This is a genomic window from Bradyrhizobium sp. LA6.8, from assembly GCF_040547935.1.
GTDB classification, from domain to species: Bacteria; Pseudomonadota; Alphaproteobacteria; order Rhizobiales; family Xanthobacteraceae; genus Bradyrhizobium; species Bradyrhizobium barranii.
The window spans coordinates 319075-332780 of the sequence record NZ_JBEPQQ010000005.1; the positions used below are offsets into that span (position 1 = coordinate 319075).

Below are 13706 nucleotides of genomic sequence, written 5' to 3' on the forward strand. Positions count from 1 at the left end.
CATGCGAGGCGCCGGATTCGGCGCCATGGCCGGCCGCTGCGGCATGGCCGGGGGATGAAATGCCGGCGCGGCAGGACGCGCCATCGCAGGTGGCGCCGCCGGTCGGGCCATCGCGGGCGGCGCTGCCGGTCGGGCAGCCGCTCCCGGTGGTCCACCCCGATGGTCCTGGGCGGACGCTCCGACGCTCGCCGCCAGCATCGAGACACCGACCCAAAACGCCGAAAGGCACACAGCACGCGGAAGCATGATCGCAACTCCACGCTCGTCCCAGTCGCCCGGAACCGTTCAACGCGCAGGCGGCGAAATCGTTCGTTGTTGACTGTCAGCGGCCTTGCGGTCTTCCGACGCAGGCAGACCTCACGCGAAATCCTGCGTCAGGGTGGCAGCGATTCTCTCCAAGGCCCAATCAACCTGGTCACTGGTAATCACCAGCGGCGGGGCGAAGCGGATCGTGTGCTCGTGGGTATCCTTGGCGAGGATACCTTCGGTCTGCAGAGCCTCACAGTAGCGGCGCGCACGGCCGGCTTCAGGGTTGAGCTCGACCGCCAGCATCAGTCCTCGTCCGCGCACGTCGCGCACGGTGTTGGCGCGGATGCTTCTGAGGCCTTTCAGGAAGCGTTCACCTTGCACCGCAGCGTTCTCGATCATTCCTTCCTCGACGAGAACGCGGAGCGCGGCCCGCGCCACCGCGCAGGCGAGCGGATTGCCACCGAATGTTGAGCCATGCTGACCTGGTTTCAGCGTGCCGAGGACCTCGTTGTTGGAAAGCACGGCCGAGACGGGATAGAAGCCGCCGGACAAAGCTTTGCCGAGCAGCGTCACATCCGCCTCGATGCCCTCGTGCTGTTCCGCAAGCAGCTTGCCGGTGCGGCCGAGTCCAGTCTGGATCTCGTCGAGGATCAGCATCACGTCGTGCGCCGTGCAGAGCTCGCGCACCCCCGTGAAATAGCCTGCCGGTGGAATGATGACGCCGGCTTCGCCCTGGATGGGTTCGACCAGGAAGGCGACGGTGTTCGGCGTGATGGCGTCTTCCAGCGCGGCAAGATCGCCGAAGGGAATGATCTTGAAGCCCGGCGCGAAGGGACCGAAATGTTCGCGCGTGGCCGCGTCGGTCGAGAAGCCGACGATACCGAGGGTGCGTCCATGGAAATTGTTGGCGCAGACGATGATCTCGGCTTGCCCGTCGGGCACCCCCTTCACCTCATAGCCCCATTTGCGCACGGACTTGATCGCGCTCTCAACGGCTTCGGCCCCGCTGTTCATCGGCAGCACCTTGTGAGAGCCGGTGAGTTCCGCGATCTCCTCGTAGAAGGGAGCGAGCTGGTCGTTGTGGAATGCACGCGAGGTCAGGGTCAATCGGCCGGCCTGCTCGACCATGGCGGCCAGGATTTTCGGGTGGCAATGGCCCTGGTTGACCGCCGAATAGGCGGAGAGGCAATCCAGATATCGGTTGCCCTGGGTGTCCCAAACGAAGACGCCTTCGCCGCGCGACAGGACAACGCCAAGCGGCTCGTAATTGCGGGCGCCGAAGCGCGCCTCCCTCGAGATGAAATCAGCGACTGGCGGACTACTCATTCGTCATTCCAGCTCACGTGCCTTGCGCATTCTAACAGATAATGCGTGGCTCGTTCGAAATGATGCCCGCTGGCCTCAACCTATGGAGCAGGGCACGCTCAGGAAGCCGCGGAACCGCACCCGCCCGCCCCGCACCGGATGGCGGCTCACGGCATAGTTCGGGAAGCGCGCCAGGAAGCGCGAGATCGCAATCGCGCCTTCGAGCCGCGCCAGCGCCATGCCGGCGCATTGATGCGCGCCGGTGGCGAAGGCGAGATGCCGGTTCGGCGTGCGCGCGATGTCGAAGCGTTCGGGCTCCGGAAACTGGGCGGGATCGCGGTTGGCCGCCCCGATGCACAGCGTCACCGACGTGCCGGCGTCGAGCATGACGCCGCCGAGCTCGATCTTCTCTGTCGTCATGCGGTTGCCGAGCTGGTTCGAGCTCTCGTAGCGCAGTATCTCCTCGACGGCAGTCTTGATCATGTCGGAGTTTTCGATCAGCCGCTGCTTCTGGTCCGGATTCCGGTGCAGCGCGACGAGGCCGTTGCCGATCAGATTGGTGGTGGTCTCGTGCCCGGCATTGAGCAGGAAGATGCAGTTGTGCAGCAGCTCCTTCTCGGTCAGCCGCTCGCCGTTCTCCTCGCCGTTGCCTTCTCCCTGGATCAGGCGCGTCAGCACGTCACGCTCGGGATTGCCCGGCTTTTGGCGCCTGCGCGCGACCAGGGTTTCGAGATAGGCGAGGAAGTCCTTTACCGCCTTGTTGCCGCGCGCAGCCACTTCGGGCGACACCACCGGCTCGAGTGCACCGAGGATCGCCAGCGACCAGTTGCGCAGCGGCTCGCGTTCGTCGTGGGGAACGTCGAGCAGATTGCCGATCACTTCGATGGGGATCGACGCGGCGAAGTCGTCGATCAGCTCGCAAGCCCCCTGGGCAGCGATGGCATCGAGCAGGTCGTCGACCAGCTTGACGATATCAGGCTCCATCCCCGCGATCGCGCGCGGCGATAGCGCGCCCATGATCAGGCGGCGCACGCGGGTGTGGGCGGGCGGGTCGTTGAAGACGAGGCTCGTGGTGTGGTGCTCGTAAAGCGGGGTGTCGCCGTATTTCGGCGCGAACTCGCGCTTCTTGTCCGAACTGAACGACTTTGTGTTCTTGTAAGTGGTGACGAGATCGTCATAGCGGGTCAGGAACACAGTGCCGTTCGGGAGGCGCTTGACCGGCTCGTTTTCCCGCAGTGCACGATAAGTCGGGTAGGGATCGTCGTAGAATTCGGGTGTCAGCTTCTCCAGATCGAAATTGGCCGCCAGTTCTTTCGCACTTGCGTACATCGCCGCCATACTCGCCGGTTGAGACCGATATGCTGTTTTCGCTCTTTCGAGCGGCTCGGCTTACCGTCTACAGTCGTGTCGTAATTTGCAAGCCGACCGGACAGGAAAATGCACGCCCGCGCTGACGCTGCCGACACGGCCCCGAATTGGCCGGACGATATTTTCGCGACATTGCAACGCTTCGACGTCCGGCAGGTGCCTTACGTGCCCGACGCCGGCCATTCGAAGTTGATTCAGCGCGTGCTGGCCTCAACCACGATGCGCGGCATTCCGCTGACGACGGAGGAGGAGGGCGTCGCGCTCCTGGCTGGGGCCTGGACCGGCGGACAGCGTGGCGTGCTTCTGATGCAGTCGAGCGGCGTCGGCAATTGCATCAACATGCTGTCGCTGATCCCGATCCTGCGCTTTCCGTTCCTCACGCTCGTGACCATGCGCGGCGAGTGGGGCGAGTTCAATCCGTGGCAGGTGCCGATGGGATCGACCACGCAGGGCGTGTTCGAGCTCTCGGGCGTCCAGGTGCTGCGCGCGTCCAATGCGGCCGAGGTGCCGGCGGTGCTGGAGGCGGCCGCAGCGCAGGCCTACAACGCGCTCACGCCCACCGCCGTCCTGCTGTCGCAGCGCCTGATCGGCGCCAAGGTTTTCACCAAATGAGCAAGGCCAATCTCCTCGACCGCCGTCAGGTGGTGTCCACCCTGCTTGCGAACCGCAAGGACGTGGTTGCGATCGGCGGCCTCGGGGCCTCCACCAACGACATGTGTGCCGCCGGCGACCACGCGCGCAACTTCTACCTGTGGGGCGGCATGGGCGGCGCGGCGATGATCGGGCTTGGCTTGGCGCTGGCGCAACCAAAACTGCCGGTGCTGGTCATCACCGGCGACGGCGAGATGCTGATGGGGATGGGGAGCCTTGCCACCATCGGCCTGCAGAAGCCGTCCAATCTCTCGATCGTGGTGCTCGACAACGAGGCCTATGGCGAGACCGGCGGCCAGACCAGCCACACCTCCGCGGCTGCCGACCTCGTCGGCGTCGCCAGGGCCTGCGGCATCGGGGACGCCCGCGCGATCTCGACCATGGCCGAGGTCGAGGCCTTCACCAAAGCCGTTCACGACGTCTCGGCGGGGCCGCGATTTGCCAATGTGAAGATCGACAGCGCCAGCCTGGAACGGATTCTCCCAGTCCGGGACGGCACTTACATCGTCAACCGGATCCGTGGCGATCTCGGCTTCCAGCCGATCTAGCCCCGCTTGGCTCCGTCCTGAGCAACGTTCCGGGCCCTCCGGGCCGGGAAGTGTGGCCATTTTCCAACAAGTTTGCACCCACGTAGGTTGCGCCGCAGCATTCTGCTTGACTTTTGCGTGGGTGAGTGCTTACTCACTAACATGAGCTCACTGCGAATGACGAGCGACCTGAGGCGTCAATTGATCCTCGGTGCCGCAAAACGCTGCTTTGCCCGACACGGCTATACCGGCACCACGACCAAGAGCGTGGCGGCCGCCGCAGCCATTTCCGAGGCGCTGCTGTTCAAGCATTTCCCGTCCAAGGCGGCGCTCTACGCCGAGATCCTCAGCGACGAATGCGAAGCCGATCCGGCACTGATGGACCTGCTCGAGCGGGAGCCCTCGACGGCCACGCTGGTCGAGTTGATCCGCGGCATGGTCCAGCATTTCCTCCACATCGCCGACGGGCCTGATCAGGAAGAGGCGCAGCGCCTGCGACTGATGGCCACCAGCCATCTGGATGACGGCGAATTCGCCCGTCTGCTATATGCCAAGATCGAGAAGCTGATCGGGGCGGTCTTCCTCGCCTCGCTCGAGCGCGCGGTTGCCAGCGGTGACGCGCGGCCGTTCAGCGGTGATCCGCTCAACCTGTTCTGGTTCGCGCATCATTCGGTGATGATGGCTGCGCTGACCAGGCTGCCGGCCACGCCCTGCCTCGTCTACGGCAAGGCGAACGATCTGGAGCGGCAGCTCTGTGAGTTTCTCCTGAGGGGTATCGGACTTAACGACGCCGCAATTGCTTCGCATTTGGGCCGCGATCAGGCCGCGGATGCGGGCAAGACGGCGATTGCAGAAAGCGCATGACATGAACATCGTAACCGAACACAAGATTTCGGGCGAACCGATCGACACCAAGGCTCCCAAGCGTCCGGTTAGGCCGGTGCTGTGGTTCATCATCGTCGGCACGCTCCTGGGCGTGCTCGTTGGCGGCCTCGTCTGGTTCAATTACTTCCGCGGCCAGATGATCAAGCAGTTCTTCGCCAACAACAAGCCGCCGCCGACCGCAGTCAGCGCGGCCGAGGCGAAGTCCGAGGTGGTGCCGAACCTGCTCACCGCAGTCGGTGGCCTTGCCGCCGTGCACCAGGTCGACGTCAGCGCCGACGTCAACGGCCGCGTCACCGAGATCAAGTTCGAGCCGGGTACGCATGTCGATGCCGGCACGCCACTGGTGCAGTTCTTCGACATGCCGGAGCAGGGCGACCTCGCCAACTACAAGGCGCAGGCAACCGTCGCACAGCTCTCGCTCGACCGCGCCAAGCAGCTGGCATCGCGCCAGTTCGGCCCGCAGGCGACCGTCGATAACGCGCAGGCCGCCTACGATCAGGCGCTGGCCGGCATCGCCAAGACCGAGGCGGTGATCTCGCAGAAGCTGGTGCGTGCGCCGTTCTCCGGCGATCTCGGCGTCCGCAAGGTCGAAGTCGGCCAGTACCTGACGGCCGGCACGGCGATCGTATCGCTGACCGACCTGTCGGAGCTGTGGGCCAACTTCACGGTAACCGAAAAGGACTCGGGCAACCTCAAGGTCGGCCAGCCGGTCCGGCTCAAGGTTGACGCCTATCCGGGCCGCACCTTCGACGGCAAGATCACCACGATCGAGCCGCAGGTCGCGGCCGACACCCGCAATATCCGCGTGCAGGCGACGGTCGCCAATCCGGAGAAGATCCTGAAGCCGGGCATGTTCGTGACCACGACGGTGGTGCTGCCGGCGAAGCCGGCCGTGATCACCGTGCCGGAAACGGCGGTCGATTACACGCTGTACGGCGACTCCGTGTTCGTGATCACCGAGAAGAAGGAAGAGGACGGCAAGACCAGCCTCTCCGCGGTGCGCACGTTCGTGCAGACCGGCAGCCGGGTCGACGGTCGCGTCGAAATCATCAAGGGCGTGAAGGTGGGCGACAAGGTCGTCGCTGTCGGCCAGCTCAAGCTGCAATCGGGCGCCCCAGTTGCGATCTCGACCGATCCGGCGCCGCAGATCCCGGCGCAGCCGCCGCGCTACTGATCCAATACATCCAGGTGATCCGGCCTCGCCGGGTCACTTTTCTTGAGACAAAGAAATCGAGATCGCTGCGATGCGCTTTACCGATATTTTCATCAAGCGACCGGTCCTGTCGGTCGTCGTCAGTCTGCTGATCCTGCTGATCGGCCTGCGCGCGGCGATGGTGCTGCCGATCCGGCAATATCCGAAGCTGTCGAACACGGTCATCAACATCACGACCGTCTATCCCGGCGCGTCCGCAGACCTGATCCAGGGCTTCATCACGACGCCGATCGAGCAGGCGGTCGCCTCGGCCGAAGGCGTCGACTACATGACCTCGTCCTCGGTGCTCGGCACCTCGACGATCCAGGTCTACATCAAGCTGAACTTCGATCCGAACCAGGCGCTCACCGAGGTGCTCGCCAAGACCAACTCGGTCAAGTACCTGATTCCAAAGGAATCCAACGACCCGATCGTCACCAAGACCACCGGCCAGACCACGGCCGTGATGTATCTCGGCTTCTCCTCCGAGGAGCTGTCGGGCTCGGCGATATCAGACTATCTGACGCGTGTGGTGCAGCCGGTGCTGTCGACGGTCGACGGCGTGGCCTCGGCCGACATTCTGGGCGGCCAGACCTTTGCGATGCGGCTGTGGCTCGATCCCATGAAGATGGCCGGCCGCAACGTGTCGCCGGCCGATGTCGCCGCCGCGATCGCCGCCAACAACTTCCAGTCCGCAGCGGGGCAGACCAAGGGCTATCTGATCGTTTCCAACATCTCGACGAACACCAGCCTGACTGACGTCAACCAGTTCAGGAAGATGATCGTCAAGGCCAAGGACGGCGGCTTTGTGCGGATGGAGGACATCGCCACAGTCGAGCTCGCCGCCCAAAGCACGGATGCCAGCGTCGCCTTCAATGGCGAGCATGCGATCTTCATTGGCGTGAACGCGACGCCGCAGGGCAACCCGCTGACGCTGGTCAAGGGCGTGCGCGCGCTGTTCCCCGAACTCGAGCGCAATCTTCCGCCGTCGATGAAGATGAAGGTCGCCTACGACTCGACCAAGTTCATCCAGTCTTCGATCGACGAGGTGGAGAAGACGCTGGGTGAAGCCGTGATCATCGTGATCGTGGTCATCTTCCTGTTCCTGGCCTCGCTCCGTTCGGTCATCATTCCCGTCGTCACCATTCCGCTGTCGATGATCGGCGTCTGCACCTTGATGCTGGCGTTGGGTTTCAGCTTCAACCTTCTGACCCTGCTCGCGATGGTGCTCGCGATCGGCCTCGTGGTCGACGACGCCATTGTCGTGGTGGAGAACATCCATCGCCATCTGGAGGAGGGGAAGACGCCGGTTCAGTCGGCGCTGGAAGGCGCGCGCGAAATCGTTGGGCCGGTCATCTCCATGACCATCACGCTCGCGGCGGTGTACGCGCCGATCGGCTTCCTCGGCGGCCTGACCGGTTCGCTGTTCCGCGAATTCGCCTTCACGCTCGCGGGCTCGGTGATCGTGTCAGGTGTGATCGCGCTGACGCTGTCGCCGATGATGTGCTCTATTCTGCTCAAGAATACCGAAGAGGGCCGCTTCGCCAAGCTGGTCAACAAGGTGTTCGGCGCTTTGACGCGCTGGTATGGGCGCAGGCTCGACCGCTCGCTCGATTACAAGGCGATCACCGGTCTGTTCGCGGTGACGATCCTCGGGCTGGTCGGCTTCCTCTACATGCACACCTCGAAGGAGCTGGCGCCTGAGGAGGACCAGGGCATCGTGTTCGCGGTGACCAAGGCGCCGAAATACGCCAACATCGACTATGTCGATTTCTACGGCGAGAAGCTCGACGAGAAATTCCAGAAGTTCCCCGAAACCGATCTGCGCTTCGTGCTGAACGGCATCAACGGCCCGCAGGGCGGCATCGCCGGCATGCTGCTGAAGTCGTGGGACGAGCGCAAGCGCTCGTCGATCCAGTTGAAGCCGCTGGTGCAGGCCGAGCTTTCCAAGATCGAGGGCGTGCAGGCTTTCGCGTTCAACCTGCCGCCGTTGCCGGGTGGCCCCGGCGGTCTGCCGGTTCAGATGGTGATCAATTCCACCGCGGGCTTCCAGACGGTCTATGAGCAGATGGAGAAGCTGAAGGACGCCGCGCGCAAGAGCGGCATGTTCATCGTCTCCGACAGCGACCTCGCCTACAACCAGCCGAACGTGGAGGTCACGATCGACCGCACCAAGGCGCAGGATCTCGGCGTTAACATGCAGAACCTCGGCTCTACGCTCGCGGTGCTGCTCGGTGGCAACTACATCAACCGCTTCAATCTGGAGGGCCGGTCCTACCAGGTGATCCCACAGGTGCCGCGCAGCAGCCGGCTCTCGCCGGAATCGCTCGGCGGCTATTATGTGACGACCAACACGGGCCAGCAGCTCCCGCTGTCGACCGTGGTCTCGGTCAGGACCAAGACTGATCCGAATTCGCTGACGCATTACAATCAGCTCAATTCGGCGACGTTCTCGGCTGTGCCGATGCCCGGCGTGACGGTCGGATCGGCGGTCGACTTCCTCGAAGGCGAGGCCAAGAAGCTGCCGGCCGGCTTCAGCCACGATTATCTCGCGGACTCCAGGCAATACGTGCAGGAGGGCAACCAGCTTGCGATCACCTTCGGTTTTGCGTTGATCATCATCTTCCTGGTGCTGGCGGCGCAGTTCGAGAGCCTGCGTGACCCGTTCGTGATCATGATCTCGGTGCCGATGGCGATCGTCGGCGCGCTGATCCCGCTGTTCTTTGGCATGGCGACCATGAACATCTACACCCAGGTCGGTCTGCTGACCCTGGTCGGCCTGATCACCAAGCACGGCATCCTGATGGTGGAGTTCGCCAACGAGCTCCAGGTCAACGAGCGGCTCGACCGCCGCTCGGCCATCGAGATGTCGGCCCGCATTCGTCTCCGGCCGATCCTGATGACCACGGCCGCGATGGTGACCGGCCTGATCCCGCTCCTGACTGCGTCCGGCGCGGGCGCGGCCAGCCGCTTCTCGATCGGTCTCGTGGTGGTCGCCGGCATGTCGATCGGTACGCTGTTCACGCTGTTCGTGCTGCCCGCAGTCTACGTCGTGCTGGCAACCGACCACCGCGCGGCGGCCGATTCCGAGCGGAACAAGGAGGTCAACGATCTCGACCTCAATTCCAAGGCGCTGCGACCGACCTGAGCCGCAGGTCAGCGAACCAGAAGGGCGGCAGCGGCATCCGTTGCCGCCCTTTTCGTTTGCCCCGCAGCCTGCGGACGCCGTTAGGCTTAGGGGGAGCCCTTTCCGCGTTGGCGAGAGACAAGTTCCGGCCTTCTTGCTAGATTCGCCGGGATGAGCATCTCCCTCCACCCCGACACCCCGCAAGCCAGGACAGCGCCGAGCGCGGCCGCGGCTGGCGTTGTGCCCGGCGAGGCGGCGGGGCGCGGGATCCGGACCCGGCTTTTCACCAAATATGTCGCGCTGTTCGTGGCCGTCGTCGCCATTGCGCTGCTGGCCAACGGGCTGTTCGAGGTCTTCTTCTATTATCGCGAGCACAAGGCCGCGCTGATCCGGGTCCAGCATGAGCAGGCCGAGGCAGCGGCGGCCAAGATCGGCCAGTTCGTCAAGGAGATCGAGAGCCAGCTCGGCTGGACCACGCAGCTGCCCTGGTCGGCGGGCTCGATCGAGCAGCGCCGGTTCGACGCGCAACGGCTGCTGCGCCAGGTGCCCGCGGTCACAGAGCTCGCCCAGGTGGATGCGACCGGCAAGGAGCGCTTGCGGGTCTCGCGGCTGGCCATGGACGCGATCGACAGCGGGATCGACCTGTCGGCCGACCCGAAGTTCACCGAGGCGGTCGCGCACAAGGTCTATTACGGCCCGGTCTATTTCCGCAGGGAGTCCGAGCCCTACATGACGCTCGCGCTGGCCGGCGCGCGCAAGGATGCCGGCGTCAGCATCGCGGAGGTCAATCTCAAGCTGATCTGGGACGTCGTGTCCCAGATCAAGGTCGGCGAACACGGGCACGCCTATGTGGTCGGCCCGGAGGGACGCCTGATCGCGCATCCCGACATCAGCCTGGTGCTGCGCAACACCGACATGTCGGGCCTCGCGCAGGTGCGCGCCGCGCAGGCTGGAGGCGGCACCCTGTCCGACGCGCTCCCCGAAGCGCGCAATATCCAGGGGCAGAAGGTGCTGACCACATCGGCCCCGATCGAGCCGCTGCATTGGACCATGCTCGTCGAGCTGCCGGTCGAGGAGGCCTATGCGGCGCTCTATGCTTCGCTGCAGCGGCTGGCGATCGTGCTGCTCGCAGCGTCGATCTTCGCGGTGCTCGCCGGGATTTTCCTCGCACGCCGCATGGTCGGACCGATCCAGGCCCTGCGCAGCGGCGCCGAGCGGATCGGCGGCGGCGATTTCTCGCAGCGCATCTCGATCAAGACCGGCGACGAGCTTGAAGGACTCGCCGACCAGTTCAACGACATGGGCGCGCGGTTGCAAGAATCCTATGCGGATTTGGAAAACAAGGTCGAGCGGCGGACGGCTGAATTGTCCGAAACGCTCGAGCAACAGACGGCGACTTCTGAGGTGCTGGAGGTCATCAGTTCCTCTCCGGGCGAACTCGCTCCCGTGTTCTACAAAATGCTCGAAAATGCGACGCGGGTCTGTGGCGCAAGTTTCGGCGTCATGAATCTCTGGGACGGTGAAAGCTTCACGATTGCGGCGGATTACAATGTGCCGGCTGCGTTCGCTGCTTCGCGAAAAGATGTGGAAATCCGACCTCGTCCGAACAGCGCGCTCGCCGAGGTCGTCAGGACCCGTGAGGTCGTCCACGTTCACGATGTGCGAAACACACCTGCCTATCTTGCTGGTGGGCCTGCCGTTCGCGCGATCTCAGACGTCGCCGGCGCCCGTACGATCGTCATCGTGCCGATGCTGAAGGAGAACGAGCTGATTGGCACGATCGCGGTCTATCGCAAGGAGGTCCGTCCGTTCGCCGACAAGCAGATCGCACTGGTTGAGAATTTCACCAAACAGGCTGTGATTGCGATCGAGAACGCTCGACTACTCAAGCAGCTTCGTGAGCGTACCACGGAGCTGTCGCAGTCGCTCGACAATCTGCGTACCGCGCAGGATCGCCTGATCCAGACCGAGAAGCTCGCCTCCCTCGGCCAGCTCACGGCGGGGATCGCCCACGAGATCAAGAACCCGCTCAATTTCGTCAACAATTTCTCCTCGGTCTCGACCGAGCTGATCGATGAACTCAACCAGGCCCTGCAATCGGCTTCGCTCGACGGCAAGACGAAGGAGGAGGTCGAGGAGCTGACCGGCATGCTCAGGAGCAATCTGGAAAAGGTGGTGCAGCACGGCAAGCGCGCCGATTCCATCGTCAGGAACATGCTGCTGCATTCGCGCGCGGGTTCCGGCGAGCATCGTCCCAGCGATATCAATGCCATCGTCGAGGAAAGCCTCAATCTCGCCTATCACGGCGCGCGCGCGGAACGGCCCGCCTTCAACGTCACGCTCGAGCGCGAGTTCGATCCCGGGGCCGGGATGGTCGATGTCTATCCGCAGGAGATCGCGCGCGTCTTGCTCAATTTGATCTCGAACGGCTTCTATGCTGCGGCCAAGCGCAAGGAGAGCGCGACGGACGGCTTCGAGCCCACCTTGAACGCGGCCACCAAAAACCTCGGCGACAAGGTCGAGATCCGGATCCGCGACAACGGCACAGGGATTCCGCCCGAGGTGAAGGCGAAACTGTTCAATCCGTTCTTCACCACCAAGCCGGCCGGCGAGGGCACCGGGCTTGGCCTGTCCATGAGTCATGACATCGTCGTGAAACAGCACGGCGGCACGATCGACGTGAACACCGAGCCCGGTGTATTCACCGAATTCATCATCACGCTGCCGCGCCAGATGGCGGCGGACGATACTCCCGGAGGCAAGAATTGAACGTTTACATCCTGGTCGTCGATGACGAGCCCGACGTCGAGGCGCTCTTCCGGCAGCAGTTCCGGCGCGACCTGCGCGCCGGACGCTTCCAGATGGAATTCGCGCCGTCCGCGTCCGATGCGCTCAGGCTCGCCTCCGAGGTGCGCGACCCCTCGTTGATCCTGATCCTGTCCGACATCAACATGCCCGGCATGAGCGGGCTCGACATGCTGCCCAAGGTGCGCGCCGAGCATCCGGACGTTCCCGTCATCATGATCACGGCCTATGGTGACGCCGAGACGCGCCGGAAGGCGATCGAGCGTGGCGCCATCGGGCTCCTCACCAAGCCGATCGATTTTGCGCTGCTGCGGCAGGAGATCGACACGAGGCTCGAGCAAGCCGCATGACTTCGACCATCCTCTTCGTCGATGACGAGCCAGACCTCGAGGCGCTGATCCTGCAAAAGTTTCGCAGGCAGATCCGCGACGGGCTCGTCGACATCATGTTTGCACGCGACGGCGTCGAGGCGCTGGAATCCCTCGAGCAGAACCCGCATGTCGACATGGTGGTCTCCGACATCAACATGCCGCGCATGGATGGGCTGTCGCTGCTGGCGAAGCTCCAGGAGGCCGAGGACAAGAAGTCGACTATCATCGTCTCGGCCTATGGCGACATGAGCAACATCCGCACCGCCATGAACCGCGGCGCGTTCGACTTCCTCACCAAACCGATCGACTTCGCCGACCTGGAAGCCACGATCGAGAAGACCATTCGTCATATCGAGATGCTGCGCGAGGTGCGGCGCCGTCAGATGGAGGCGGAGCGGGCCCATGCCGCGCTATCGCGCCATTTCTCGCCCGAACTCGCCAAGCGTCTGGTGGCTGGCGGCGAGGGTGAGGGGATCGAGGTGCAGTGGCGCGATGTCGCGACCATCTTCACGGATATCACCGGGTTCACCTCCCTGGTCGAGAGCGCGCCGCCCGAGACGCTGGGCGCGCTCCTCAACGAATATGTTGGCGGGATGACCGAAGCCATCTTCGCGCATGAGGGGACGGTCGCAAAAATCATCGGCGATGCGATCCAGGTGCTCTTCAATGCGCCCGGCGATCAGCCGGACTATGCGACGCGTGCGGTCGCCTGCGCCCATGACCTCGATGCCTGGGCGCAGGATTTCTGCGCGCGCCAGAGGGCCGTGGGCGTGAATTTCGGCACCACCCGCATCGGCATTCACGCCGGGCCGGCTCTGGTCGGCAATTTCGGAGGCAACCGCTTCTTCGACTACACCGCGTATGGAGACACCATCAACATCGCGGCGCGACTGGAGGCCGCCAACAAGCATCTGGGAACACGCATCTGCGCCAGTGCCAGCGTCGCCAAGGCGGCGGAGCATTTTCAAGGCCGTCCCGTCGGCGATCTGATGCTGCGCGGACGCAGCGAACCGCTGCGTGCGTTCGAACCGTTGCCGCAGGAAAAATTCGAAGCGCCAAGGACGGCGCAATATTCCGAGGCCTTTGCCAAGATGGAGGCCGGCGACGTCGCGGCCATGCCGGCCTTTGCCGCGCTGGTCGGGATGCATGCCGACGATTCCCTGGCCGGCTTTCACCTGAAGCGCCTGCTCAACGGCGCCAAGGGTGTCCGCATGAAACTGGAATAG

The 13706-nt window shown here is 63.9% G+C and carries 10 protein-coding genes; 8 read left to right on the top strand and 2 right to left on the bottom strand.

Annotated elements, in window-relative coordinates:
* Positions 1 to 357 precede the first annotated feature (357 nt).
* Both rocD and ABIA90_RS25270 read right to left on the bottom strand, forming a co-directional pair.
* Positions 358 to 1575 carry an ornithine--oxo-acid transaminase gene (gene rocD, locus ABIA90_RS25265; protein ID WP_085404402.1) on the bottom strand — a complete coding sequence of 406 codons (1218 nt, stop codon included), beginning with the start codon at positions 1573 to 1575 and terminating at the stop codon, positions 358 to 360.
* A 75-nt stretch (positions 1576 to 1650) separates the two neighbouring features.
* Positions 1651 to 2883, bottom strand: coding sequence for a cytochrome P450 (locus ABIA90_RS25270; protein WP_354119749.1), 1233 nt, complete (start codon positions 2881 to 2883; stop codon positions 1651 to 1653).
* 108 nt (positions 2884 to 2991) lie between these two features.
* On the opposite strand from ABIA90_RS25270, the gene ABIA90_RS25275 reads away from it, so the two are divergent.
* The 8 genes from ABIA90_RS25275 to ABIA90_RS25310 all read left to right on the top strand — a co-directional run bounded on the left by ABIA90_RS25275 (position 2992) and on the right by ABIA90_RS25310 (position 13706).
* Positions 2992 to 3534, top strand: a complete 543-nt coding sequence (locus tag ABIA90_RS25275) for a phosphonopyruvate decarboxylase (RefSeq protein WP_166350840.1) — start codon at positions 2992 to 2994, stop codon at positions 3532 to 3534.
* Positions 3531 to 4121 carry a thiamine pyrophosphate-dependent enzyme gene (locus tag ABIA90_RS25280; protein WP_354119748.1) on the top strand — a complete coding sequence of 197 codons (591 nt, stop codon included), beginning with the start codon at positions 3531 to 3533 and terminating at the stop codon, positions 4119 to 4121. Before ABIA90_RS25275 ends, ABIA90_RS25280 begins: the two co-directional genes overlap by 4 nt.
* Before the next feature lie 141 nt (positions 4122 to 4262).
* Positions 4263 to 4964 (top strand): TetR/AcrR family transcriptional regulator, encoded by a 702-nt coding sequence (locus ABIA90_RS25285; RefSeq protein WP_071915901.1) that lies wholly within the window; start codon positions 4263 to 4265, stop codon positions 4962 to 4964.
* A 1-nt stretch (position 4965) separates the two neighbouring features.
* Complete coding sequence (locus ABIA90_RS25290) at positions 4966 to 6159, top strand: efflux RND transporter periplasmic adaptor subunit (protein WP_354119747.1); 1194 nt, start codon at positions 4966 to 4968, stop codon at positions 6157 to 6159.
* A gap of 70 nt (positions 6160 to 6229) precedes the next feature.
* Entirely contained in the window at positions 6230 to 9325 is a 3096-nt protein-coding gene (locus ABIA90_RS25295) for a MexW/MexI family multidrug efflux RND transporter permease subunit (RefSeq protein ID WP_071915899.1), read from the top strand.
* Between the two features lie 150 nt (positions 9326 to 9475).
* Positions 9476 to 12073 carry a sensor histidine kinase gene (locus ABIA90_RS25300; RefSeq protein WP_354119746.1) on the top strand — a complete coding sequence of 866 codons (2598 nt, stop codon included), beginning with the start codon at positions 9476 to 9478 and terminating at the stop codon, positions 12071 to 12073.
* A complete protein-coding gene (locus tag ABIA90_RS25305; protein WP_014496960.1) occupies positions 12070 to 12459 on the top strand; it encodes a response regulator in 390 nt (129 codons plus the stop codon). Before ABIA90_RS25300 ends, ABIA90_RS25305 begins: the two co-directional genes overlap by 4 nt.
* A complete protein-coding gene (locus ABIA90_RS25310; protein ID WP_354119745.1) occupies positions 12456 to 13706 on the top strand; it encodes an adenylate/guanylate cyclase domain-containing protein in 1251 nt (416 codons plus the stop codon). The genes ABIA90_RS25305 and ABIA90_RS25310 overlap by 4 nt, the downstream gene beginning before the upstream one ends.

Excerpts from the sequence above, each read along its gene's own strand:
- ABIA90_RS25290 (WP_354119747.1), top strand. The coding sequence starts at position 4,966 with ATGAACATCGTAACCGAACACAAGATTTCGGGCGAACCGATCGACACC.
- ABIA90_RS25280 (WP_354119748.1), top strand. The coding sequence starts at position 3,531 with ATGAGCAAGGCCAATCTCCTCGACCGCCGTCAGGTGGTGTCCACCCTG.
- ABIA90_RS25310 (WP_354119745.1), top strand. The coding sequence starts at position 12,456 with ATGACTTCGACCATCCTCTTCGTCGATGACGAGCCAGACCTCGAGGCG.
- rocD (WP_085404402.1), bottom strand. The coding sequence starts at position 1,575 with ATGAGTAGTCCGCCAGTCGCTGATTTCATCTCGAGGGAGGCGCGCTTC.
- ABIA90_RS25295 (WP_071915899.1), top strand. The coding sequence starts at position 6,230 with ATGCGCTTTACCGATATTTTCATCAAGCGACCGGTCCTGTCGGTCGTC.
- ABIA90_RS25285 (WP_071915901.1), top strand. The coding sequence starts at position 4,263 with ATGAGCTCACTGCGAATGACGAGCGACCTGAGGCGTCAATTGATCCTC.
- ABIA90_RS25270 (WP_354119749.1), bottom strand. The coding sequence starts at position 2,883 with ATGTACGCAAGTGCGAAAGAACTGGCGGCCAATTTCGATCTGGAGAAG.
- ABIA90_RS25275 (WP_166350840.1), top strand. The coding sequence starts at position 2,992 with ATGCACGCCCGCGCTGACGCTGCCGACACGGCCCCGAATTGGCCGGAC.
- ABIA90_RS25300 (WP_354119746.1), top strand. The coding sequence starts at position 9,476 with ATGAGCATCTCCCTCCACCCCGACACCCCGCAAGCCAGGACAGCGCCG.